Here is a 24,791-nt window from a genome sequence, read left to right on the forward strand (position 1 = left end):
CCGGAAGAACTACCGCGCGGGGTCTGCGACGCCCTCGGCCGCCCGGATCGCGTCCCGGTAGACGCGGGCCGCCGCGCGCAGTGCGGTCTCGGGGTCGACACCCTCCGCCTCGGCGCGCGCGGCCAGTTCCAGCAGTTCGTACCCGATGCCCTCGCCGCGGGGCAGCTCCACGGCCACGCCGCCGGCACGGGCCCGGCCCGCGAGCTTGGCGGCGAGCGCCAGGCCCGGCTGACCCACCGGGACCCCGTCGGTGACCGACTCCCGCCGCTTCTCGACCGCCTTGGTGCGCTGCCAGTGCGCGTGGACGTCCTCCGGGGTCTCGGCCTGTGCGTCGCCGAAGACGTGCGGGTGGCGGTGGATCAGCTTCTGCACGAGGGCCCCGGCCACGTCGTCGATGGAGAAGGCCCCCAGGGCCTCCTCGTCGTCCCCGCCGTCCCCGCCGTCCTCCCCGTCCTCGCCCGCCGGGATCCCCTCCTCGGCGATCCGGGCGTGGAAGACCACCTGGAGCAGCACGTCGCCGAGCTCCTCGCGCAGCTCCTCCCGGTCCCCGGCCTCGATCGCCTCGACGAGCTCGTACGCCTCCTCGATCGCGTACTTGGCCAGGCCCCGGTGGGTCTGCCGGGAGGTCCACGGGCATTCGCGGCGGACCCGGTCCATCACCTGGACCAGGTCCAGCAGGCGCGCCCCCGGCAGGTCGTAGGAGCCGGGCAGCAGCTCCAGGTCGGGCATCGCGACCCGGCCCGAGCCGGCCAGCCGGGCCAGCCCGTCGGTGAGCCGCTGGTCGCCCTCGCCGGCCGGGAGCACCACGACCGTACGGCCGCCCGCGCAGGCCGCCACCAGCTCGTGCGCGTCCGCAGCCGTGTGCTCGACCTCGACGCCCGCCTCCCGCAGGTACGGAAGCTGCGGATGGCCGGGGTCGGCGCACAGCACCCGGTCCGCGGCGTGCAGGGTCTGCCACGCCGGCCAGGACAGCACCCCGGGGGCGACCCGGTGGCTGGTGGTCAGCAGGACGATTCGGCCGGTGGGCTCGGCGGCGGCGGTGGACTGGGAGTGGTCGGTCACCCTCCGAACCTACCCCCGCCGCAGGACGTCAGGCTCCGGCGGGTTCCTGCTCGGGCCGGGTCCGCTGGGTGATCCACGCGGTGTCCGCCGGGCCGAGGCCGACCTGCTTGGCGTCCCAGGCCCCGTAGCGCGGGTTCACCTCGATGTGGAGGGCCTCGGAGGCCTTGGTGAGCGGCTCGATGATCCTCTCCTCGCCGAAGCGTGCGCTCAGCTTGTCGAGCAGCAGCCGGAAGCGCAGGTCCTCGTCGATCTGCTCGGGCGCCAGCGGGACCCGGGCCTGGAGGGCCATCTGCTCCAGCGCCGCCGCGCCCTTGTCCCCCTCCTGCGCCTTGCGGGCGTCCTCGATCTCCTTGGTCGTGACGGAGATGCCCGCGTCCTCGGCCGCCCGCTCCAGCACCCGCAGCTGGATCATCTTGCCGAGCTTGATCCGCTCCAGCTGCGGGGTGTTGGCGATGAGCGTGGCGGCCTGCTCGGACCGGTTCTGCGCGGTGCGGACGTCGTTCACCTGGGCCTGGAGCGCGGAGGTGGTGATCCGTTCACCGCCGACGACGGCCGCGGTGCCGGGCCGGGTCTCGCCCGAGCAGGCGGACAGCAGAGGCGCCGCCACGAGCAGGGCGGCGGAGACGGAGAGCGCAGTGCGACGGTGCAAAGGAGCCTCCAGGGCCGGGAGATTGTGCGTCAATGCACAAGGGCCGTGCGGTGATCGATGGTATGCAGTAAGGGTGGCCCGGGCCACCGGTTCGACCAACGATTCGCGGGGTGTCCGGGGTACGTGTCTGTTCGTGTCGCAGCCACTCCGCGGCCATCCCCGCTTCCCTCGGTACTGCCAGGGTCGGCCCACCATGTCGACACCGCACCGCTCGCCGCGCCGCCCCAGCCTGTCCGGTTCGGCGCTCGCCGCCCTGCTCACGGCGGTGGCCGTGTGCGCCGGGGACGCCGCCGCCCGCGTCTTCCCGTACGGATCGCGCCACCGCAGCGTGAACGACCTCGGCAATCAGTTCGTACCCTTCCACGCGCACCTGTGGGACCTCCTGCACGGCCACGCGCAGGGCGGACTGCTGTTCAACTGGCAGTCCGGATACGGCACGAGCTTCCTGCCCGACCTCGGCACCTACCTGGCCGGCCCGTTCTCCGTCCTCGTCGCCGTCTTCCCGCGCGCCGACATCGACCTGGCCGTGTACGTCGTCACCGTCCTCAGGACGGCGGCCGCGGCGGCGGCGATGGCCTGGCTGCTGCGCACCCTGCACCGGGGGCCGTGGTGGGCGGCCGGACTGCTCGGGGCCTCGTACGCACTGTGCGGCTGGTCGGTGATCGAGGCCTCCTACAACCCGATGTGGCTGGACGGGCTGATCGCGTTCCCCCTGCTGTGCCTGACCGGTGAATGGGCCCTGCGCGGACGGCGGGCCCTGCTCGCCCCGCTGCTCGTGGCCGTCTGCTGGACGGCGAACTTCTACACCGCCTACATGGCGACGCTCGGCGCCGCGCTGGTGCTGCTGGTACGGGTGGTGCTGACCCGGGAGGGCGTGCGGGCCCGGATCGCGGTGATCGCGCGGGCGGCCGGGACCACCGTGGCGGGCATCGCGCTGGCGGCGCCGGTCCTGCTGCCGCTGTTCCTCAGCTCGGGGCAGGCCTACCCGGGCTGGGTCAGGGAGTTCCGGCCGGTGTCCTGGGCGGACCTCTTCGCGCGGCTGCTGCCCGGGACCTACTCCTTCTCCTCCCCCGCCGTCTTCGTGGGCACCGGCACGCTGCTGCTGGTCGCCGCGCTGCCCTTCCACCGGGCGTTGCCGGCACGCGACCGGCTGTGGTGGACGGGGCTGACGGCGGCCGTCGCGCTCTCCCTGCAGTGGGCGCCGGCCCATCTGGCCTGGCACCTGTTCGCCACCCCGAACGGCAGCCCCTACCGGCAGACCTTCGTCCTGGCCGGGATCGCCGTCATCGCCGCCTGGACCGCGCTGGAGGTCGGCCTGCCGCGGCTGCCCGCGCTGGCCGCGGGGACGGGCCTCCTGGCGGCCGCCGCGCTGTGGGCGCGCACCAGCACCCTGACCACGACCGGGGGGTACGTACTGTTCGCGGCCGGCCTGGCGCTGACGGGTGCGGCCTGGTGGGCGCTGCGCCACCGCCGTCCGGTGCTCCCGGCGGCCACCGTGCTGGCCCTGGTCCTGCTCGCGCAGGCCGCGGCGACCACCGCCTTCGGCCACCGGGGCAAACTGGGCGGCCTCGACGACTACCCGTCCTGGGGGCAGGGCCACACCGCGCGCGCCCGGGCCCTGGCGGCCGCGGAGGGCTGGCCGGCGTACCGCACCGACCCCAGCCGGCCCGCCCTGTCGGGCAACGACCCGCTGCTGCTGGGCGGGGAGGGCGGCTCCTACTACAGCAGCCACACCCCCGAGGTGTTCACGCGGACGATGGTCGCCCTCGGTGCCGGCTGGACCTCGCGCGGCCGCAACGTGCAGAGCATCGACAACCCGGTCACCGACGCCGTCTTCGCGGTCGGCGCCCGCCTCCAGCCGGACGGCTCGATGCTGCGCGCCGAGGTGCCCCCGCTGGTGACGACCCGCCCGCCCGGCCCGGCCCTCTCCTACGGAGATTCGCCCTTCGCCAACCAGGAACTGCTTCTGGGCGCCCGCGTGTACGAGGACCCGATCGCGCCCGGGGTCTGCCGCGCGGGCACCGAGGCCCACCTGTGGGCGCCGGAGTACAACGCGACGGTCCGCCTCGCCGACGGCCCGGCCTTCCGGCTGAACGGCAACGCCCCCCGCAACCGGGCCGCCCTCCAGCCGATGGGCGTCTCCCGCGGCGCCTCCTCGGCGCTGGTCTTCGAGGCGGCCCCGCCGCCGCGCTGGACCCTGTCCTGCCTGGACCGCCCCCGCCTGGACGCGGCGGTGGCCGCCCTGCGTGCCACGGCCGCGACCTCGGTCCGGGTCGGCTCCTCCGGTGTCCGGGCCGACCTGCCCGCAGGCAGCACGGGCACGGCGGTCCTCTCCGTCCCCGCGATCGCCGGCTGGACCTGCAACGACCGTCCCGCATCGGCCCACCTGGGGCTGGTCGCGGTCCCCCTGGACCCCGGCACCACGCGGGTCGCCTGCTCCTTCCGCCCGCCCGGACTGCTCCCCGGGCTGGCGGTCGCGGGCGTGGCCCTCGCGCTCCTCGCGGTCACCGCCGTCAGGACCCGCGGCGCCCGCCGCCGGGCCGCCTGAGGGGCCGGTCCGTCAGCGGACCTGGCTGAGCCACTGCAGGGTGCGGCGTATCTCCGACGGGAAGGGATGCGCCGGGCCGTGCAGTCGTTCCGCGTCGAACAGCAGCCGGGCCAGGGTCTCGTGGGCCGCCGGGCGGTCGCCGAGGGAGAGCAGCAGGTGGGCGATCCGGCGGCGGATCTCCAGCGGCAGGGCCTGGTCCGGGTTGGCGTAGCGGTTCTCGAAGTACGGGAGCAGCGAGCGGTACTCCGCCAGGGCGGCGGCCGGCTCGCCGAGCTGCTCCAGGCACTGCGCCGCGTCGTAGCGGAACCGCAGCGACTGGGGGTCGCCCGCCGGGAACTCCTCGGCGAGGCGGCGCAGTTCGGGAAGGGCGCGGCGGTACTGCCCGTCGTCCATCAGCGTGGCCGCGTACTGCTTGCGCAGGGAGCGGACCACCGGGGAGCGCTCGCCGTGCTCGGCGGCCGCCGCCGGGAGGATGCCGCCGAGGATGTCCACGGCCTGCGTGAGCCGCCCCTGGTCCAGGAGCGTGCGGGCCTGGTCCACCGCGCCCGGGATGTCGGGCTTCTGCGGCACCGGAACCGGCGCGGGGGTCCGCGTCGGCGTCGGCGCGGACGTGGGCGGCACGGGGGTGCCCGTCGGCGTGGAGGTCGGCGGGGTGGTCGGCCGCGGCGGGATGACCGCGGCCCGGTCCGGCCAGGGTGCCTGGGGACGGACGAAGGGCCGGGTCGGGTCCAGCGGGCCCGACGCGCCGCGGCCGTCGCGGGCCGGGAGCAGCGGGGCGAGCGCCTCGTAGACCTCCTGCGCCGAGGACGGCCGGTCCTGCGGGTCCTTGGCGAGCAGGCGCATCAGGAGCGCCTCCAGCTCCTGCGGGACCTCCGGACGCTGCGGGCGCACCGGGACCGGGGCCTCGTACAGGTGGCGGTGGAGCACGCCCAGGGCGGTGGACCCGGCGAAGGGGACGTTGCCGCTGAGGAGTTCGTAGAGGAGCACGCCGAGCGCGTACAGGTCGGTGTACGGGCCCACCGCGCCGCTCATCGCCTGCTCGGGTGCCATGTACGCGGGGCTGCCGATGGGCGTGCCGGTGCTGGTGAGGCGGGTGGTGTCGGTGTCCATGACCGAGGCCACGCCGAGGTCGAGGACCAGGACGGTGCCGTCCGGGCGGACCATCACGTTGCGGGGCTTCAGGTCGCGGTGGACGATCGGCACCGCGTGCACGGCCGAGAGGACCGAGCACAGCTGCGCGACGACCGCGACCGCCCACTGCCAGGGGTAGGGGCCGTGGGCGGCGAGGTGGTCGGCGAGGTCGGAGCCCTCCACGTAGCCCATGACGAGGAACAGCTCGTCGCCGTCGCTGCCCGCGTCGTGGACGGTGACCAGGCCGGGGTGGTCCACCTGCGCCGTGACCCGGCACTCGCGCACGAAGCGGCGGCGCAGCTCCTCGGCGACGGTGCCGGGGCCGGCGACCTTGTCGGGGCGCAGCAGTTTGACGGCGACCCTCCGGTCCAGACGGCGGTCGTACGCCGTCCAGACCTGGCCCATGCCGCCCTGTCCGAGGATGCTCGCCAGCTGGTAGCGGTCTCCGATGAGGCGGTCGGTCACTGCTGCGGATCCCGGAAGGGGGTCTGGTTCGGGTCCTGGTGGTGCCCGCCGGGCGGCGGGGTCTGCTTGCGCAGCAGCTCGCTGAGCTCGTCGAGTTCGGCGCGGACCTGCCCGATGCGCGGGGGCGGGGTCGGCTGCGGCGGCACCTGCGGGGCGGCCGGTGTCTGGCCCGAGACCACGGTGGAGGCCTGGGCGTGCGGGTAGCCGTAGGAGGGCGAGGTCTGCTGCGGGTGGCTGTACGGCGCGGCCTGCCCCGGGTACCAGGGCGCGGGCGCCGCGGACCGCACGGCCTCGTGGTGCTTGATGTCGGCGACGAGGAAGTACACGCAGATCGCGAAGCCCGTGAGGATCGAGCCACCGGCGCCCAGGTTGCCCTGCCAGCCGTTGACGTCCGGGGTGGGGTCGAGCTGGATCAGCGTCATCCAGACGACGGCGAGCACACCGCTGAGCACCAGCAGCGCCCAGTCCCGGGACTTGCGGGTGACCAGCGCGAGCCGCAGCATCGAACCCCACGCCAGGAAGCCGCAGCTCAGGATGGGCAGCAGCATGAACACCACGCGCAATGTCACCACACCGCCCGAGGTGGACTGGGGGGCGTGCTGCGGCGGAAGGCCGGGGCCGTGCATCGCTGCTCCTGACGGGCCGTGCGGAAGAGGTTTCGGTCTGAGGGTATACAGCGTTCCCGGCCATCAGTGAGGGGATGCGCGCAACCGTTGCAGGGTCGCAGCACGGCACCCGCCGTGGTGGGGGCCGCGGCCGGGGAACCCTCGCTCCCCGGCCGCGGCCGCCGGTGCCTACGAGCCGAGGATGGTGGTGAGGAACTCGCCGGTCCAGGCCAGCAGTTCCCGGCCGACAACCGGCTTGCCGCCGATCTTGCCCGCCTTGGGGCGGGGGATCAGCACCTGCGAGGTGGCGGGCTTGAGGACCGTCCCCGGGTAGAGGCGCTTGAGCCGCAGCTCCTGCGACTCGCGCAACTCGACCGGACCGAAGCGGATGTTGTTGCCCTGGAGGGTGATGTCGCCGACCCCGCAGGCCCGCGCCAGCATCCGCAGCCCGGCCACCAGCAGCAGGTTCTCCACCGGCTCCGGGAGCTTGCCGTAGCGGTCGGTGAGTTCCTCGCGCACGGCCTTGATGTCCGCCTCGGAGGTGGCCGAGGCGATGGCCCGGTACGCCTGCAGGCGCAGCCGCTCGCCGGGCGCGTAGTCGTGCGGGACGTGCGCGTCGACCGGCAGCTCGATCTTGACCTCCAGCGGCGGCTCCTCCTCCACCCCTCCCTCGACGGCGGCCCGGTAGTCCGCCACGGCCTCGCCGACCATGCGGATGTAGAGGTCGAAGCCGACGCCCGCGATGTGGCCGGACTGCTCGCCGCCGAGCAGGTTGCCCGCGCCGCGGATCTCCAGGTCCTTCATCGCCACGTACATGCCGGCGCCCATCTCGGTGTGCTGGGCGATCGTCGCCAGCCGCTCGTGAGCGGTCTCCGTCAGCGGCTTCTCCGGCGGGTACAGGAAGTAGGCGTACCCGCGCTCGCGGCCGCGGCCGACACGGCCGCGCAGCTGGTGCAGCTGCGAGAGGCCGAAGTTGTCGCCGCGCTCCACGATCAGGGTGTTGGCGTTGGAGATGTCGATGCCCGACTCGACGATGGTCGTGGAGACGAGGACGTCGAACTTCTTCTCCCAGAAGTCGACGACGACCTGCTCCAGCGCCTGCTCCGACATCTGGCCGTGCGCCGTCGCGATCCGCGCCTCGGGCACGATCTCGCGCAGCTTGGCCGCCGCCCGGTCGATGGACTCGACCCGGTTGTGGATGTAGAAGCACTGGCCCTCGCGCAGCAGTTCGCGGCGGATGGCCGCGCCGATCTGCTTCTCCTCGTACGGGCCGACGAAGGTGAGCACCGGGTGGCGCTCCTCCGGCGGGGTGGTGATCGTCGACATCTCGCGGATGCCGGTCACCGCCATCTCCAGGGTGCGCGGGATCGGCGTCGCGGACATGGTCAGCACGTCGACGTTGGCACGGAGCTTCTTCAGCTGCTCCTTGTGCTCGACGCCGAAGCGCTGCTCCTCGTCGACGATGACCAGGCCCAGGTCCTTGAACTTCGTCTCCTGCGAGAACAGCCGGTGCGTGCCGATGACCACGTCCACCGAGCCCTCCCGCAGGCCCTCCAGCGTGGCCTTCGACTCGGTCTCGCTCTGGAAGCGGGACAGCGCCTTCACGTTGACCGGGAACTGGCTGTAGCGCTCGGAGAAGGTCCCGAAGTGCTGCTGCACGAGGAGGGTGGTGGGTACGAGGACGGCGACCTGCTTGCCGTCCTGGACGGCCTTGAAGGCCGCCCGGACCGCGATCTCGGTCTTGCCGTAGCCGACGTCGCCGCAGATCAGCCGGTCCATGGGGACGGACTTCTCCATGTCCTCCTTGACCTCGGCGATGGTGGTGAGCTGGTCGGGGGTCTCCGCGTACGGGAAGGCGTCCTCCAGCTCGCGCTGCCAGGGGGTGTCGGGGCCGAAGGTGTGGCCGGGCGCCGCCATGCGCGCGCTGTACAGCTTGATGAGGTCGCCGGCGATCTCCTTGACGGCCTTCTTGGCGCGCGCCTTGGTCTTGGTCCAGTCGGCGCCGCCGAGCCGGTGCAGGGTCGGGGCCTCGCCGCCGACGTACTTGGTGACCTGCTCCAGCTGGTCGGTGGGGATGTAGAGGCGGTCGCCGGGCTGCCCGCGCTTGGCGGGGGCGTACTCGACGAGGAGGTACTCGCGGGTGGCGCCCTGCACGGTGCGCTGGACCATCTCGACGTAGCGGCCCACACCGTGCTGCTCGTGGACGATGTAGTCGCCGGCCTCCAGGGTCAGCGGGTCGATCGTCTTGCGGCGGCGGGTCGGCATCCGGCCGAGGTCCTTGGTGGCGGTGCGCTGCCCCGTCAGGTCGGTCTCGGTGAGCACGGCCAGGCGCAGGACCGGGTCGACGAAGCCGTTGTCGATCGATCCGCAGGAGACGTGGACCAGGCTCGGCTCCAGCGCGGCCAGGTCCGGCTCCAGCCGGGCGGCGATGCCCTCGCCGGCGAGGACCTCGACGGTGCGGGCGGCCGGGCCGTGGCCCTCGGTGAGGTAGACCGTGTGCCAGCCGTCGGCGATCCAGCCCTTGGTGTCGGCCAGCGCGCGGGCGGTGTCGCCGCGGTAGGCCTCCGGGGCGTGCATGCCGAGCTTGAGGGTGTCCGAGCCGGACGCGTCCTCGTCGGCGGCGAACGGGGAGATCGACCACCACATCATGTCCAGCTCGCGGGCCCGGTCGCGGACGTCCGCGATGCCGCGCAGCGAGGCCGCGCCGACGTCGATGGGGGCCTCGCCGCCGCCCGCGGTGGCCGCCCAGGAGGCCATCAGGAACTCCTGGCTGGTCGCGACGAGGTCGGCGGCCCGGGTCCGTACCCGCTCGGGGTCGCAGACCACGGCCATCGCCCCGGCGGGCAGGACGTCGATCAGCAGCTCCATGTCGTCGACGAGGACCGGCGCGAGGGACTCCATGCCCTCCACCGCGATGCCCTCGGCGATCCTGCCCAGCAGTTCGCCGAGCTCGGGGTGGGCCTCGGCGAGGGCCAGGGCCCGCTCCCGTACGGCGTCCGTCAGCAGCAGCTCACGGCAGGGCGGCGCCCACAGCCCGTGTTCGGCGATCTCCAGGGACCGCTGGTCGGCGACCTTGAAGTAGCGGATCTCCTCGACCTCGTCGCCCCAGAACTCCACGCGCAGCGGATGTTCCTCGGTGGGCGGGAAGACGTCGAGGATGCCGCCGCGCACGGCGAACTCGCCGCGCTTCTCGACGAGCTCGACGCGTGCGTACGCGGCCGCCGCCAGGGCCTGGGTGACCTCGCCCAGATCCGCGGTCGCCCCGTTCCGAAGACTCACCGGAACGAGCTCCCCCAGGCCCTTGACCTGCGGCTGGAGCACGGACCGGATGGGTGCCACGATCACGCTCACGGGACCCGCGGCCGGGTCGTCCTTGCTGGGGTGCACCAGTCGGCGCAGCACGGCGAGGCGGCGGCCCATGGTGTCGCTGCGCGGGCTGAGGCGCTCGTGCGGCAGCGTCTCCCAGGACGGGTAGTCGGCCACCTCGTCGGGCGGCAGCAGGGACCGCAGCGCGGCGGCCAGGTCCTCGGCCTCGCGCCCGGTGGCGGTGACCGCCAGCACGGTCCGCCCGGTCTGCCGGGCCAGCGCGGCGATCGCGAAGGGGCGCGCGGCAGCCGGTCCGACGAGGTCCACGTGCATGCGGTTGCCGTCACCGGCCGCGGTGACCGCCTCGGTGAGGGCGGCGTCCCGGGTGACGGCGTCGAGCAGTCCGTGCAGGCTCATGAGGAGGCTTTCCGTCCGGTGGAGGGGCAACGCGAAGGGCCCGACACGTCGTACGGGCCGGGGGTTCCCACCCTACGACGGCGCCCACGGCGACGCGCGAGGGATTCGGGTCACGGCACGGCCCCCGACCCTCCTCATCCTTGTGACGTTGCTCCCGCTTTACGATGTTGACGTAACCACCGCCTGAGCTCGCCGCGTCCCCTTCCGCATGAGTTCACGCCGAACGGCCGAGGAGCACGAGTCCGTGACGAGCGATGCCATAGCCCGCCCGGTACCGGCGGCCCAGACCCCGCCCCGGGCGGCCACGCCCCGGTGGGCCGGACCCTGGCTGGTGGCCTGCGGGCTGTTCCTCGTCTACCTCGTCCTGTCCGTCGGCCGGTTCCGGCGCATGGACTGGGCCTCCTGGGACCTCGGGATCTTCGAGCAGGCGATCCGCGCGTACGCCCACCTCCAGACGCCCGTGGCCGACCTGAAGGGGCCGGGGGCCAACATCCTCGGGGACCACTTCAGCCCGATCATCGCGCTCGTCGCCCCCGTCTACCGGGTCTTCCCCGGGCCCGTCACGCTGCTGGTCGTACAGGCGGCGCTGTTCGCGCTCTCCGCCGTCCCCGTCACGCGGGCGGCCGCACGGCTCCTCGGCCGGCCACGCGGCATCGCCGTCGGCGTCGCGTACGGCCTGTCCTGGGGCGTCCAGCGGGCGGTGGAGTTCGACTTCCACGAGATCGCCTTCGCCGTGCCGCTGCTGGCGTTTGCCCTGGAGGCGGTCCTGGCCCGGCGCTGGCGGGCCGCCCTGCTGTGGGGGCTGCCGCTGCTCCTGGTCAAGGAGGACCTCGGCTTCACCCTGGCCGCCCTGGCCGTCGTCGTGGCCTGGCGCAGCCGCACCACCGACCGGCGCACCGCCGTGACCGCGCTCGCCCTCGCCGCGGCCGCCTGCGTCTTCGCCGTACTGGTGTTCACCGTGTTCATACCGGCCTTCGCGACCGACGGATACGGCTACTGGCACAAGATCGACGGGGCGGGGCCCTTCGCCGGCCTCGGCACCAAGCTGGCCACGCTGGGCTGGGTCCTGATCCCCACCTCCGGCCTGCTCGCCCTGCGCTCGCCGCTGCTGCTGGTCGCCGCCCCCACCCTCGGCTGGCGGTTCCTGTCCGGGGACGACCACTACTGGTCCACCGACTGGCACTACAGCGCCGTGCTCATGCCCGTCGTCGCCCTCGCCCTGGTCGACGCCATCGACACCGTCCGCCGCGGCGAGCGGCCCTGGCTGCGGTCCTACGCACTCCAGCTGCCCACGGCGGTGCTCGCCGCCTCCCTCGCGCTGGCCATGACCAGCATGCCCACCGCCAAGCTCACGGAGGCGTCCACGTACGAGAAGCCCGACCGCGTCATCGCGGTCGAGAAGCTCCTCGACCGGATCCCCGACGGGGCCACCGTGGAGGCGGACACCACCCCGCTGACCCGGCTGACCTCCCGCTGCCGCGTCCTGTGGATCGGCGGCAGCAAGGGCGTCGTCCCCGACTGGATCACCATCGACAACGGGAACAAGTGGGCCGGCGAGGACCCGACCCACTACGCCTCCCAGCTCCACCCCGGCGAGCGGTACACCCTCGTGGGCGAGGCCGGCGGGATCGTCCTGATGCAGCGCGACACCACCGGCTGACCCGCCCGGCCCGGCCCGGATACGGAAGAAGGGCGCAGGCCCGGGACGGTGAGTCCCGGGCCTGCGCCCACCCCCGTACGAACACGGCGCCGGCTACTCGCTCGCGATCGCGTTCAGTACGTTCATCCGTCCCGCCCGGAAGGCCGGGACCAGGGCGGCGAACAGGCCCACGAAGGCCGATGCCGCGAACACCCCGATGATCGTCGGCCACGGGATCTCCAGGACCTTCAGGCCCTCCAGCGCCAGCAGCTGCTGGGCGGTGGCCCCCCAGCCCATGCCCAGCCCGAGGCCGAGGAGGGCGCCGAAGAGGGCGATGACCACCGATTCCAGGCGGATCATGCGGCGCAGCTGGCGGCGGGAGAGGCCGATGGCGCGCATCAGGCCGATCTCACGGGTCCGCTCGACCACCGACAGGGCCAGGGTGTTCACGACACCCAGGACCGCGACGATGATGGCGAGGCCTAGGAGCCCGTAGACCATGTTCAGCAGCTGGCCGACCTGGTCCTTCAGGGCCTGCTTGTAGTCGGCCTGGTTGCGCACCACGTACTGCGGGTACTCGCCCATGGCCGCCTTGACCGACGTGTACGCGGCGGCGTCGGACTGCCCGTCCTCGGCGGTGGCCAGCATCATGAAGGGCAGCGGCATCCGGTCCGCCGGCACGTTCGCCCGGGCGGTCTCGGTGCTGATGTACTTCATGCCCTTGTCGAGGTTGCCCTCGTCGCTGGTGATCGCCGCGACCTTCAGTTTGACGGTCTTGCCGCCGGTGAAGGCGACCGTCATCTCGTCACCGAGCTTGATGCCGTGCGCGGTGGCGTAGAGGGAGCCGACCGACATGGAGCCCGCGCCGTAGGCGGCCGCGTGCTCGCCGGCCGTCATCTTGCGCCGGATGTCCTTGGCGTACGTCGGGTCGGTCGCGCCGACGTCGGTCTTCTCGTTGGTGCCGTCGGGCGCGGTGAGAGTGACCTCCAGCTGGCGGTAGGCGGTGACGTGGTCGAGGCCGGCGGTGGCGCGCAGGGCCTGCTCGGCCTGCGGCAGGACGGGCTGGCCGGACTCGGAGGCGACGATGTAGTCCGCACCGACCGACTTGTCGAGCTCCTCGGTCGCGGATGCCACCATCGAGGAGCCGACCACCGACAGGCAGGCGACCAGTGCGAGGCCGATCATCAGCGCGGCGGCGGTGGCGCCGGTGCGGCGCGGGTTGCGCAGGGCGTTGCGCTCGGCGAGCCGGCCCACGGACCCGAAGGGCCGCAGGACCACACCGGAGAGCACCCGCACCACGCCCGCGGCGAGCAGCGGGCCGATCACGATGAAGCCGACGAGGGTGAGGACGACGCCCAGGCCCAGCCAGAGGGATCCGGCCGCGGCCTTCTCGGCGGCCCCGGCGAGGTAGAGGGAGCCGCCGCCGACGGCGGTGAGGACCAGGCCGAGGGCGGCCCGGACACGGCCGGCCTTCTTGTCGCCCGGGGTGCCGGACTCGCGCAGTGCGGCCATCGGGGAGACCTTGCCGGCGCGACGGGCCGGGACGAAGGCGGAGACGACGGTCACGACGATGCCGAGGACGATGCCCACGACGGGGGTGGTCCAGGCGACGGTCAGGTCGTCGGTGGACAGCTGCATGCCCATCTGACCCATGAGTGCCATCAGGCCGACGGCCAGGCCCACGCCCGCTGCCACACCGAGGACCGAGCCGACCACGCCGAGCAGGAAGGCCTCGAGGACCACGGACTTCAGGACCTGTCCGCTGTCGGCGCCGATGGCGCGCATCAGGCCGATCTCGCGGGTGCGCTGCGCGACCAGCATGGAGAAGGTGTTGAAGATCAGGAAGATGCCGACGAGGAAGGCGATGCCGGCGAAGCCGAGCATCACGTACTTCATGACGTCGAGGAAGGCGCCGACGTCCTTGCGGTTGGCGTCCGCGGCTTCCTTGGCGGTCTGGAGCTTGTAGGCGTCCGCTCCGACGGCGCTCGCGATGTTCGCCTTGAGCTGCTCGTCGCTCACCCCGTCCTTGGCGGTGACGTTGACGTGCGTGAAGGAGTCGGGGGAGCCGAGCAGCGACTTCTGCGCGGTGGCGGTGTCGAAGTAGACGACGGCCGCGCCCGGGTTGGTCACGGTGAAGGTGGCGATACCGGTGATCTTCGCGCGGATGTCGCCGGTGATGGCGATGGTGCGCAGTTCGTCACCGAGCTTCAGGCCGTGCTTCTTCGCGGTGTCGGCGTCGACCATCACCTCGGTGGGACCGCGCGGCGCCTGACCCGAGGTGATCTTCATGGACTTGAGCTCGTTGTCGCTCCAGTTGCCCGCGATGGTCGGGGCGCCGGTGGTCGAGCCCATGTTCTCGTTCTTGGAGTTGACCACCGTGACGGCCATGGAGACGACGCCGCCCTCGGCGCCCTGGACCCCCTCGGCCTTCCTGACCTGCTCGACGACCGAGCCCGCCAGCATCTCGGGCTTGCCGCGGTCGGGGGTCTCCTCCCCGCTCTCGGCGGCCTTGGGGCTGACCGTCACGTCGGAGTTGGTGACGGCGAACAGCTTGTCGAAGGTGGTGTTCATCGTGTCGGTGAACACCAGCGTGCCGCAGACGAAGGCGACGGAGAGCAGGACCGCGACGGCCGAGAGCGCCATCCGCCCCTTGTGCGCGACGAAGTTGCGCCGCGAGGTCTTCAGGACCGTGTTGCTCATGAGGTCCGCCCGCGCGCGTCGAAGTCCTTCATCCGGTCCAGGACCTGGTCGGCGGTGGGCGCGTGCATCTCGTCGACGATGCGGCCGTCGGCCAGGAAGATGACGCGGTCGGCGTAGGAGGCGGCCACGGGGTCGTGGGTGACCATGACGATGGTCTGGCCGAGGTCGTCCACCGAACGGCGCAGGAAGCCGAGGACCTCGGCGCCCGCACGGGAGTCCAGGTTTCCGGTCGGCTCGTCACCGAAGATGATCTCGGGGCGGGCGGCGAGGGCGCGGGCCACCGCCACGCGCTGCTGCTGGCCGCCGGACAGCTCGGTCGGACGGTGCTTGAGCCGGCCGGCGAGGCCGACGGTCTCCACCACCCGGTTCAGCCACTCCGCCTCGGGCTTGCGGCCCGCGATGTCCATGGGGAGCGTGATGTTCTCCAGGGCGTTGAGCGTGGGCAGCAGGTTGAAGGCCTGGAAGATGAAGCCGATCCGGTCGCGGCGCAGCCGCGTGAGCTTCTTGTCCTTCAGCCCGGTGATCTCGGTGTCGTCCAGGTGGATCTGCCCGCTGGTCACCGTGTCGAGGCCGGCGAGGCAGTGCATCAGCGTGGACTTGCCGGAACCCGACGGACCCATGATCGCGGTGAACTGGCCGCGCATGATGTCCACGTCCACCTCGTCGAGAGCGACGACACGCGTCTCCCCGGAGCCGTAGGCCTTGACGACCTTCCGTGCCCGGGCCGCGACGGCAGCATGCCCTCCAGTACCCCCGTGCCTGGTTTCGGTCATTGCCGTTGTCACGGTCTGTCTCCTTCTTCGAATGCGTGCGTCTGCGTGCGCGCGTCGCCGTGATGAAGTCTGCGGCGGCACGACCTGCGGCGCGCTGGTGCCCGTAGCCGTATCCGTCCGGGGGTTATCCCCACCCGCACCCCCGGCTCGTATGGTCCAGTTAAGGAGATGCCCGACGCCTCCACCTCCTCCGCCGGGAGGAAAGACCCCTGGCCCGTAGTGCGGAGGGACCCCTAGGGGTTGTCCGCCCTTCGGACGACACGGCCTGAGGGATACCGCCCGCAAGGCGGTGGTGAGATGGTGTCCCCCGCAACTACGTGCAAGGGGAAGGGATCTCGGTGCCCGCAGCGGACAGCACGGACGGAGGTCCGGACGGCATACCCGCCGGGCGCGCGGGCGCCGCCCCCGGTGCGGCCGTTTCGGCCAAGGGCACGACCGACGGCGGAGCCGGCAGGCCCGCCGGACGCCCCCCGACCCCCGTCGTCGTCTCGCTGATGCTCGGCATGGCCCTCGTCGCCCTCGACAGCACCATCGTCGCCACCGCCGTCCCCCAGATCGTCGGCGACCTCGGCGGCTTCTCCGTCTTCTCCTGGCTCTTCTCCGGCTACCTGCTCGCCGTCACCGTCACCCTGCCGGTCTACGGCAAGCTGTCCGACACCTTCGGCCGCAAGCCCGTCCTGCTCTTCGGCATCGCCCTCTTCCTCCTCGGCTCGCTGCTGTGCGCGTCCGCCTGGAACATGGCCGCCCTCATCGCCTTCCGCATCGTCCAGGGCCTCGGCGGCGGCGCCCTCCAGGGCACCGTCCAGACCCTGGCCGCCGACCTGTACCCGCTGGCGGAACGCCCGAGGATCCAGGCCCGCATGTCCAGCGTCTGGGCCACCTCGGCCGTGGCCGGCCCCGCCCTCGGCGGACTGCTCGCCTCCTACGCCCACTGGCGGTGGATCTTCCTGATCAACCTGCCGCTGGCCGCCCTCGCCCTGTGGATGATCACCCGCCACCTGACCGAGCCCGTCCGCTCACCCGGCCGCCGCGGGCGCGTCGACTGGGCGGGCGCCCTCGGCGTCTTCTGCTGCGGCGGACTCCTCCTCTTCGCCCTCGTCCAGGGCGGCGTCGCCTGGCCCTGGCTGTCCGCACCCTCACTGGGCCTGCTGGGCGCGAGCGCCGTACTGGCCGCGGTGGTCGTCCGGGTGGAACGGCGGGCGGAGGAACCGATCCTGCCCGGCTGGGTGTGGCGCCGGCGCACCATCGCCGCCGTCAACCTGGCCATGGGGGCGCTCGGCCTGCTGATGGTCGCCCCGATGGTGTTCATGCCGACGTACGCCCAGTCCGTACTCGGCCTCGGACCCGTCGGCGCCGGACTCGTCATGTCGGTGATGACCCTCAGCTGGCCCGTCACCGCCGCCCTCAGCCAGCACGTCTACCGGCGCATCGGCTTCCGCAACAGCGCGGCCGTCGGCATCGGCCTCGCCGCGGTGATCCTCTACTCCTTCACCCTGCTGCCGTACCCCGCCCGGCCCTGGCAGCCCGCCCTGATCATGCTGCTGCTCGGCGCCGCCCTCGGCCTCTTCCAGCTCCCGCTGATCGTCGGCGTCCAGTCCACCGTCGGCTGGGCCGAACGCGGCACCACCACCGCCTCGGTGCTCTTCTGCCGCCAGGTCGGCCAGAGCGTGGGCGCCGCCCTGCTCGCCGCCGTCGCCAACGCCACCATCGCCGCCCGCCTGGCCGACGCCCCCACACCGGGGCTCCCGAGCCACCTCGACGATGTCGCCAAGGCCCTGGAACACCCTGACCTGCTCCCCCGGGCCGCCGCCGACCAGCTGCGCGAAGCCGTGGCCGCCGCCGTCGAGCACATCTTCCTCGGCGCGACGGCCGCCGCCGTGGCCGCGCTCCTCATCCTGCTCCTGGTGGCACCCCGCAGGTTCCCGGTCCTCCCCGAACTGCGCGACGACTGAGGTCCGCCGTGTCGCCTTGTCATGACCAGGGCAGTCGGCGACCCTCGTACGCAGCACCGACATCCGGGGGGACACCATGGCATCCGCACTGCTCGCACTGCTGTTACTGGCCGCGCTGGCCGGCCCGATCTGCCTGCGGCTCAGCCGCCACCCGGCCTTCATCACCGGCCGCGACGGCCGGCTCTCCACCTCGACCGCACTCGCCCTGGCTTGGACCGTGATCCTGGTCTGGCTCCTGCTCGCCATCCTGGGCCACGGCCTCACCGCGGGCGGCGGCGTGAAGTACTTCAGCGGCTCCGACGGCCCGCTGTCCACCCTGACGACGGTGTACCTGCCGCTCCTCGGCGGCCCGTACGTGGCGCTGATCGCGGCCAAGGCCGTCGTCGGCCTGCGCGTGGAACGCGGCAGCCTCGCCAAACCGGCCGCCCCGCCCACCGCGTCGGGCCGGCGCCCGCTGCGTGAGCTGATCGCGAACGACAGCGGACGCACCGACCTCGTCGACCTCCAGTACGTCACCCTCAGCGCGGTCACGATGCTCTACGTCGTCCTGTTCTTCCTCGCCGACGTGGGCGCGGGCCTCCCCCGCCTCCCGGAGGAGATCTGGGCCCTCACGGGCGCCCCGGCCGGTGCCTACCTGGTCAACAAGATGGCCACCCGCCCCAACCCGGTCATCACCGGCGCCTCGGTCTCCGGCGACCGCCTCACGGTCGAGGGCGGCGGATTCACCCCCGACCCGGCGGGCCGCCCGCCCCTGGTCACGGTCGACGACACCCCGCTGGAAGCCCGGCCCGACCCCCTGACCGGCGCACTGACGACCACCCTCCCGCCGACGGCGAAGCCGCCCCTGACGGTGGTGGTCACGTCCCGGGGCCTGCGCAGCGACCCGTACTGCTACGAGGGCCCCACCATCCCGGCACAACACGCCGGGGACGGGTCCGGGACGTAGGACGTGATGTGTCGGCGCGGCGGGAGCCCGGGGAAGCGGATCCGCCGTCCCGAACGACCCCAGCCCGTCCCGGGCCCGGGCAATGGCCCACCCCGGCACCGGCCCGGCCCGGCCATGGCAATGGCGCACCCCGGCACCGACTCCGGCCCGGCCAGGACCCGCGCAACGGCCCACCCCGACACTGGCCCACCCCGTCCCGGGCCCGGGCAACGGCCCACCCCGGCACCGACCCGGCCCGGCACTGGCCCACCCCGGCACCGACCCGGCCCGGCACTGGCCCGGCTCGGCCAGGGCAACGGCGCACCCCGGCAGCAGCCCGGCCAGGGCAAGGGCAACGGCCTCAGCCCTCCGCCGGGGCCCTCCCCGTCAGCGCCGACAGACTGGCCCTGACATGCGCCATGTGAGCCCGCATCTCCTCCTGCGCCTCCACGTGCTCGCGCAGCACCCGCTCCGTCTCACGCGAGATCCGCTCCTGCGCCACCCCCGCCTGCGCCACCAGCTCCGCGGCCCTCGCCTCCGCGTCCTCCTGGCCGTGCCGCGCCGCCTCCTCCGCCTCCGCGAACCCCCGCCGCGCCTCCGCCAGCCCGGACTCCGCGTACCGCTCCGACTCCGTGAGGCGCGCGTCCAGCTCCGCCTCCCTCGCCGCCAGCTCCCGGCCCGCAGCCTCCCAGCGCTCCCCCTGCTCCCGCTCCCGCTCCGCCCGTTCCGCTTCCGCCCGCCGCCGCACCTTCGCCAGCACCGCCGCCGCGTCCGCCCGCCACGCGGCAGCGTCCTGGCGCGCCCCCGCCCGCAGCTCGTCCGCCTCCCGCTCCGCCCGCGACAACCCCTGCCGCGCCCGGACCTCGGTCTGCTCGCGCACCGCCTCCGCGTCGCCGCGCGCCAGCTCCGCCACCCGCTCGGCACGCACCCCGGCCGCGTCCAGCGTCGCGGACACGTCCGCCCGCGCCTCCGTCCGTACGGCTTCGGCCTCCTCCTCCGCCAGCCGCAGGATCCGCCGGGCCCGCTCGCCCAGTTCGTCGTACGTCTGCGGGGCGAGCCCGGCCACGACCTCGCGCAGCCGCGCCGCCTCCGCCTCCATCTGCTTGGCCAGGACCGTCAGCCGCGCCACCCTCTCCCAGGCCTCGTCACGGCTCCCGGAGAGCCGGGCGAGATACCGGTCGACCTCTTCCATGCGGTAGCCGCGACCGCGCACGGTCGCAATGGGTGCACTCATCCTGGATGCGCCTCTCTCGCGGGGATTCCCGTCAAGGATGCGCCATTTGATCCCTGAAGCCCGAATGGCCGGGCCGAGACCCCCTCCGAGGGTCCCGACCCGGCCACTCAACCGATCACGCGGTCAGACGGGAGACGTCACAACAGCCCGTCCCACATCTGCTCCAGCAGCACCGACCACCAGCTCTCCGGCGACGAAAGCGCCGCACTGTCGAGCCCCGCCAGATTCGCCTGGAAGTCGACGGTCCAGCGACCCGCCTGCTCCGGCGTCAGATGCTGGCGCAGCCGCCACATGTGACCCAGCATCGCCATCGAGCGCACGAACTGCGGCAGGCTCGAATTCACGAACTGCGGGGGCACCGGAGCACCGCCCGGACCGCCCTCCACCGGCACCGCCACGATGTGCGCGGTCCCGTACTGCACGCACAGCGCCTTGCCGAAGTCGCTGCCGATCACGAGGTACGAGCCCGCGTCCGTCGCCGGCTGCACCTGCCGCTGCGCCGCCAGCTCGGCCAGCGTCGGCACCGGCTGCCCCGGCACCGCCTGCGCCCAGAAGAACGGCCCGAAATCGACCGGCAGGCCCGCCCACATCAGCGTCTGCGCCACGATCTCCGGCACACCCTGACGGGACACCGCCCGCTGGTCGAAGCGGAACACGCCCTGCGGACCGAACGCCGCCGCCAGCTCCTGCCCGATCGCGTCCAGCGGGATCGCCTGCTGCAGCGGGACCTGCGGCAGCGGCGCGCGCACCGGCGCCGGGCGCGCCGGACCGTCCGCGACCTGGTGCAGCTCGCCCTGGTGGGTGAGCAGGTGCCGCATGCCCTGCTGGCGGCCCGCGTGGTCCTGCCCGTACGGAGCCACGCTCGTGATCCGCACCTGCGGCCACGTCTCCCGGATCATCCGGGCGCAGTAACCGCCGGGCAGTTCACAGGACTCCAGCTCGGTGTGCAGCTCCAGCACCTGCTGCGGCGGCACGTTCATCGCGCGCAGCTCGTAGAGGATCTGCCACTCCGGGTGCGGGGTGCCGGGCGCCGAGCGGCGGATGAGCTGCTGCTCGGAGCCGTCGGGAGCGCGGTAGCGCAGCACCGCCTGGTAGCCGGGGCCGACCGTGGGCGCACCCGTCGGGGCCTGCGGCTGTGCCGCGGGCCCGCCCGGCGGCGGACCGGGAGGACCGGGGGGCTGCGGTACGCCGGGACCGGCGAGCATCGTCGCGGCATGGTCGAGCCCGCCACCGGGCGCAGCCGGGGCACCAGGCGCACCGGGCGGACCCGGAGGCTGCGGTACGCCGGGACCGGCGAGCATCGTCGCGGCGTGATGCGCCCCGCCACCGGGCGCACCGGGAGGACCGGGCGGGCCGGGAGGCTGGGGCGCACCGGCACCCGGAGCACCGGGCGGACCCGGAGGCGCCGGCGGCTGACCCGTCACGGCCGGACCGGCCAGCATCGTCGCGGCATGATCGAGGCCGCCACCGGGCGCACCGGGAGGACCCGGCGGGCCGGGAGGCTGGGGCGCACCGGCACCCGGAGCACCGGGCGGACCCGGAGGCGCCGGCGGCCGACCCGTCACGGCCGGACCGGCCAGCATCGTCGCGGCGTGGTCGAGCCCGCGGCCCAGCGACCCGGGAGCCCCGGGCGGACCGGGGGGCGCCGGCGGCTGACCCGGAGCACCGGGCGCACCGGGAGGACCCGGAGGCGCCGGCGGCCGACCCGTCACGGCCGGACCGGCCAGCATCGTCGCGGCATGATCGAGCCCACCACCGGGCGCACCAGGCGCACCGGGAGGACCGGGCGGCGTCGACGACTGCCCCGCACCCGGGGCCGCGTCGGCGCCCGGCCGCGAGACGCGGGCCCTGCTCGTCGGCGCGTCCGCGATGTCCTGCGGCGAAGACCCCAGCGCGGGCACCACGGCGGTCCTCGGCAGCTGGCTGCCGCCGGGCATCAGCGTCGTCTTCGCCTCGGAAGCCACCCCGGACGACGGCGCGTCCTCCAGGTCCGACCCGGACAGCGGCGGCGCGAACACGGTCGCCGGCAGCGGCACGGACGCGTCGTCCGAGCCGGAGTTCACATCGGTACCCGCCCACGGCGTGGCCCCGATCGGCAGCGCGGCAGCGGGCGTCGCCGGGACCCCGTCGTTGGCCGTCGGCTCGTAGGGGATCTCGCCCCCGCGCCGCAACGGCACCGCGTCCGCGGAACCCGGAACCGCAGCCGGCCCGGACTCCTCGGAAGCCGAACCCGAACCCGAACCCGAAGCCGAATCCGAAGCAGGCGCCGCATCGGACACCGCGTCCGAAACGGCGGGCTCCGGGGAGGCGGAAGCGGAGGACGCGGCCGACCGCGGAGCGATCCCCGCCCGGTCCGCCGCCTCCTGCAGCCACTCCGGAGGACTCAGCATGAACGAGGTCTGTTCGGAGTCGATCCGCGGAGGCGGAACCGAAGCCTCGGAAGCCGCGTTCGCAGCCACGGCCCCGTACTCCTCCTCGTACCGCCGGATCACCTCACCCACCGGAAGCCCCGGCCACAACGTGACCTCGCCGCTGTCCCGGGCGATGACCAGCCGCTGCCGGCCGCCCCCCGACACCGGACCCGCCGCGCGGTCCTCCGCCCACACCACGAACCCGAGCCCGAACTCCCGTACGCGCACCTCCCGGTGCTGGTACGCGGGCACGTCCCCGTTGATCCACTCCTCGGCGCGCTCCTGCGCCTGCGCAAACGTCACCATCGCGCCGTCACCCCTCATCCGAACCGGCACGCGCCACCGGAACCGAACGTGCGAATCCGCCGTCCACCATCAGACCGGCCACCGTCTCCAGTTCCGGCGGGTTGCCCGCCAACCGCTCAAGGAAGGAGTCGAAATCACCACCGCACGGCAGCAAAAGCCGCTCCACGCGCTCCTGCACCGACCATCCGTCCTGGTCACGTGCGTCGTCGTACGGGGAGAACCACACCGATCCGAGGCCCTCGCCCTTCACCTTCAGCGCGAGCAGCCCGCCCTGCACGAAGGCCACGCACAGGTAGTCCTTCGTCAGGTGGTCGCGCAAGCACTTGTTGGCGTAGACGAGGTCGTTGACCGCCGCCTCCTCACGCACCGTGAAGAACGGCTGGTCCACCAGCAGGCCGAGCTCCACGTCCAGGCCGGCGCCCACCGGCGCACAGCCGCCCGCCGCCTTCAGGAACGAGCGGTACGCCTCCGGCAGCCGGTAGCCGAGGTCCTCCTCGACACCCTGCACCTGGCTCTCGGAGACCGACACCACGGACTTCGGCAGCCCGATGTGCACCGGACGCAGCTCCTGCAACGCCCGCGTCCCGCGCTTGTCGTGGTCCACCGGAGCCGTCGCCAGACCCGCGTGATGCCGCAGCAGCGCCTTCACCTCGACCGGGACCAGCTCCATGCGCCGCGAACCCGCCACGTGGTGCCAGGTCCAGCCGTGCGGGGTGCCCACCGGCCCGACCGTGTCCCACAGCTCGTGCCCCGCGGCCTTCATCGCCGCGTTCGCGGACACGTAGTCCGTCAGCCGCAGCTCGTCCACGCCGAAGCCCTCGGGCGGCTCGGCGATCTCCACCGCCGCACGCGCGTAGGCGGAGAAGTCCGGATACCCGTCGCCGTCCATCCGCACTCCGTGGGGATGCCGAGCGGCCCGGACCGGGTCCGGGAAATGCACGACCTGCCCCGAGTAAGCGGCGTTGGGTGGCGCGGCCTGCTGCCCGAGCCGACCTGTCGTCATGGCGGTAGCCCCCTGCTGGATCTGGCTGGTTCACCACAGCCTATGCGCTGGGGCAAGAGGCTCCCTCGCCCGCGACCCGCACACCAGCCCGACGGCCAGGAACATCCGAATTGATACGAAAATTCGACCCCGCTTCCGTATGACAGATGACATTTGGCAGGCTGTCCCCGCGGCACGGGGGCGTGCGCGACAGCGGTCACCACCGCCGCCACGGGAGGGAAAGCGCGACCATGCAGAACACGGCAACACGTACGGAACCGGGCGATGGCACCGCCGACGCGGCAGGCACACCCGCCGAAGCGGGCGGCTCCACCGGCGACCCCCGCCTACGCTGGAGCAGCAGCGACGGCCGGCCCACCCCACCCGTCCTGCGCTTCCGCCGGGACGGCATCCTGCCCACCGTCGCCGCCGCGCTCTCTGTACGCGGCGAGACCCTCACCGGCACCGCCGGCAAGGCCGACCAGCCGCCCGCGCTGCACCCACTCGTCCAGGACTTCCTGGACACCCTCACCAGCGGCCAGCGCGAACGTTTCACCGGCCGATGTCCCGAAGCGATACTGCTCTCCCGACACCTGGCCTCCATCGAGGCCGCCCGCTCCCGACGCGCCTCCCGCAAGCCCCTCTCGCCCAGCGAGGCCCGCCGCTCCCTCAAGCACGCGAAGATCACAGCCCGGCACATCCGCGAGGACGGCGACCCCCTCCACGGCAGCTACGCGCCCCCCTGCCGCTCCTGCGACGCCCTCCTCGCCCACTTCGGCGTACGCCCCGTCGACCTCACCCCAGCCGAGTAGCCATGACGACCACCTCAGCCTCCTACGACCGCTCCTCGACCACCCGCTTCCCGGTCGCGGTGGACTCCGTGCTGCGGACCGCCGGCTGGGAACCCGGCCGCTGGGACGCCAAACAGGCCGAGTACTGGGCCGACGCCCTCCGGGACCACACCACCCCCGCCGGCCACCGGCACACGGTCTTCCCCGCCGCCGTCGAGGCCTGGGCGGAGTTCGGCGGCCTCACCGTCACCGCGCCCGGACCCGGCCGCCAGGTCGCCCCGAGCCCGCTGCGGATCGACCCCCTCACCGGACTCCACCTGGCGCGCACCTTCGCCGACCTGGGGCGGGCCCTCTCGACGCAGCTCTGCCCCCTCGGGGTGGAGGCCGACGGAGGCTCCCACCTCGCCCTCGACCGCGAAGGCCGCGTCTACGGCATCGACCACACCGGCGACTGGTACCTCGGCTCCACCGTCGACGAGGCCCTCACCCTCCTCCTGACGGGCCTCCAGCCGACGCGCTTGGCGCTGCCGCCGTCCTAGGCCGTTCCGCTCCCGCGGCGGGTCGCGGGTCCGGGTCCCACCCCGGACCCGGCGGCGCCACCGCGCCTCCCGGGACAGGCAGGCGCGCCCCCTCGCGGGGAGCCGGGCCGGGGTCGGTCGCGGTGCCGTACCCCTCGCGGGGGGCCGGGCCGGGATTTTCGGTCGTGGTCCCGTACCCCTCGCGGGCGGCCGGGCGGGATCCGGGCTCGGTGCCGTACCCCTCGCGGGGCGGCGGGGCAGGATCCGGGCTCGGTGCCGTACCCCTCGCGGGGCGGCGGGGCAGGATCCGGGCGCAATGCCGTACCCCTCGCGGTGCGGCGGGTCGGGATCCGGGCGCGGTGCGGGGGGTCGCGGTG

General features: G+C 73.6%; 16 protein-coding genes. 6 read left to right on the plus strand and 10 right to left on the minus strand.

Features of this window, described 5'->3' with window-relative positions; translation table 11 throughout:
- Positions 1 to 9 precede the first annotated feature (9 nt).
- The gene (locus E6U81_RS24940) at positions 10 to 1,062 is read right to left on the minus strand and encodes a nucleoside triphosphate pyrophosphohydrolase (protein WP_136232320.1); all 1,053 of its coding nucleotides are present in this window, start codon (positions 1,060 to 1,062) and stop codon (positions 10 to 12) included.
- A gap of 28 nt (positions 1,063 to 1,090) precedes the next feature.
- Positions 1,091 to 1,711: a SurA N-terminal domain-containing protein gene (locus E6U81_RS24945; protein WP_136232321.1), complete on the minus strand. Its 621-nt coding sequence runs from the start codon at positions 1,709 to 1,711 to the stop codon at positions 1,091 to 1,093.
- Positions 1,712 to 1,904: 193 nt separating this feature from the next.
- Between E6U81_RS24945 and E6U81_RS24950 the strand changes: the two genes are divergently transcribed.
- On the plus strand, positions 1,905 to 4,259 hold the full coding sequence (locus E6U81_RS24950; RefSeq protein WP_136232322.1) for a YfhO family protein: 2,355 nt from the start codon (positions 1,905 to 1,907) through the stop codon (positions 4,257 to 4,259).
- Positions 4,260 to 4,271: 12 nt separating this feature from the next.
- Here E6U81_RS24950 and E6U81_RS24955 read toward each other — a convergent pair whose 3' ends face one another.
- The 3 genes from E6U81_RS24955 to mfd form a co-directional block, all read right to left on the minus strand.
- Positions 4,272 to 5,855, minus strand: coding sequence for a serine/threonine-protein kinase (locus E6U81_RS24955; RefSeq protein ID WP_136232323.1), 1,584 nt, complete (start codon positions 5,853 to 5,855; stop codon positions 4,272 to 4,274).
- The gene (locus E6U81_RS24960) at positions 5,852 to 6,481 is read right to left on the minus strand and encodes a hypothetical protein (protein WP_136232324.1); all 630 of its coding nucleotides are present in this window, start codon (positions 6,479 to 6,481) and stop codon (positions 5,852 to 5,854) included. Before E6U81_RS24960 ends, E6U81_RS24955 begins: the two co-directional genes overlap by 4 nt.
- A gap of 168 nt (positions 6,482 to 6,649) precedes the next feature.
- On the minus strand, positions 6,650 to 10,183 hold the full coding sequence (mfd, locus tag E6U81_RS24965) for a transcription-repair coupling factor (protein WP_136232325.1): 3,534 nt from the start codon (positions 10,181 to 10,183) through the stop codon (positions 6,650 to 6,652).
- Between the two features lie 244 nt (positions 10,184 to 10,427).
- Between mfd and E6U81_RS24970 the strand changes: the two genes are divergently transcribed.
- Entirely contained in the window at positions 10,428 to 11,843 is a 1,416-nt protein-coding gene (locus E6U81_RS24970) for a DUF2079 domain-containing protein (RefSeq protein ID WP_240804005.1), read from the plus strand.
- A gap of 93 nt (positions 11,844 to 11,936) precedes the next feature.
- Here E6U81_RS24970 and E6U81_RS24975 read toward each other — a convergent pair whose 3' ends face one another.
- Both E6U81_RS24975 and E6U81_RS24980 read right to left on the minus strand, forming a co-directional pair.
- A complete protein-coding gene (locus E6U81_RS24975) occupies positions 11,937 to 14,522 on the minus strand; it encodes an FtsX-like permease family protein (protein WP_136232327.1) in 2,586 nt (861 codons plus the stop codon).
- Complete coding sequence (locus E6U81_RS24980) at positions 14,519 to 15,307, minus strand: ABC transporter ATP-binding protein (RefSeq protein ID WP_136232328.1); 789 nt, start codon at positions 15,305 to 15,307, stop codon at positions 14,519 to 14,521. Before E6U81_RS24980 ends, E6U81_RS24975 begins: the two co-directional genes overlap by 4 nt.
- Before the next feature lie 326 nt (positions 15,308 to 15,633).
- Between E6U81_RS24980 and E6U81_RS24985 the strand changes: the two genes are divergently transcribed.
- Positions 15,634 to 17,247, plus strand: a complete 1,614-nt coding sequence (locus tag E6U81_RS24985) for an MFS transporter (protein WP_240804006.1) — start codon at positions 15,634 to 15,636, stop codon at positions 17,245 to 17,247.
- 76 nt (positions 17,248 to 17,323) lie between these two features.
- Positions 17,324 to 18,193, plus strand: coding sequence for a hypothetical protein (locus tag E6U81_RS24990; protein ID WP_240804007.1), 870 nt, complete (start codon positions 17,324 to 17,326; stop codon positions 18,191 to 18,193).
- Positions 18,194 to 18,533: 340 nt separating this feature from the next.
- On the opposite strand, the gene E6U81_RS39995 is transcribed toward E6U81_RS24990, so the two are convergent.
- The 3 genes from E6U81_RS39995 to E6U81_RS25005 all read right to left on the minus strand — a co-directional run bounded on the left by E6U81_RS39995 (position 18,534) and on the right by E6U81_RS25005 (position 23,126).
- Positions 18,534 to 19,406, minus strand: a complete 873-nt coding sequence (locus E6U81_RS39995) for a cellulose-binding protein (protein WP_168714730.1) — start codon at positions 19,404 to 19,406, stop codon at positions 18,534 to 18,536.
- A 137-nt stretch (positions 19,407 to 19,543) separates the two neighbouring features.
- Positions 19,544 to 22,123, minus strand: coding sequence for an SUKH-4 family immunity protein (locus E6U81_RS25000; protein WP_136232329.1), 2,580 nt, complete (start codon positions 22,121 to 22,123; stop codon positions 19,544 to 19,546).
- Positions 22,124 to 22,130: 7 nt separating this feature from the next.
- The gene (locus E6U81_RS25005) at positions 22,131 to 23,126 is read right to left on the minus strand and encodes an SMI1/KNR4 family protein (RefSeq protein ID WP_136232330.1); all 996 of its coding nucleotides are present in this window, start codon (positions 23,124 to 23,126) and stop codon (positions 22,131 to 22,133) included.
- 230 nt (positions 23,127 to 23,356) lie between these two features.
- On the opposite strand from E6U81_RS25005, the gene E6U81_RS25010 reads away from it, so the two are divergent.
- Both E6U81_RS25010 and E6U81_RS25015 read left to right on the plus strand, forming a co-directional pair.
- Positions 23,357 to 23,917: a YwqJ-related putative deaminase gene (locus tag E6U81_RS25010; RefSeq protein ID WP_136232331.1), complete on the plus strand. Its 561-nt coding sequence runs from the start codon at positions 23,357 to 23,359 to the stop codon at positions 23,915 to 23,917.
- Positions 23,918 to 23,919: 2 nt separating this feature from the next.
- Positions 23,920 to 24,435 carry an SUKH-3 domain-containing protein gene (locus E6U81_RS25015; protein ID WP_136232332.1) on the plus strand — a complete coding sequence of 172 codons (516 nt, stop codon included), beginning with the start codon at positions 23,920 to 23,922 and terminating at the stop codon, positions 24,433 to 24,435.
- Positions 24,436 to 24,791: the final 356 nt, after the last annotated feature.

The sequence above is a fragment of the Streptomyces sp. A0592 genome, from assembly GCF_004795115.1.
In the GTDB taxonomy this organism is placed as follows: domain Bacteria; phylum Actinomycetota; class Actinomycetes; order Streptomycetales; family Streptomycetaceae; genus Streptomyces; species Streptomyces erythrochromogenes.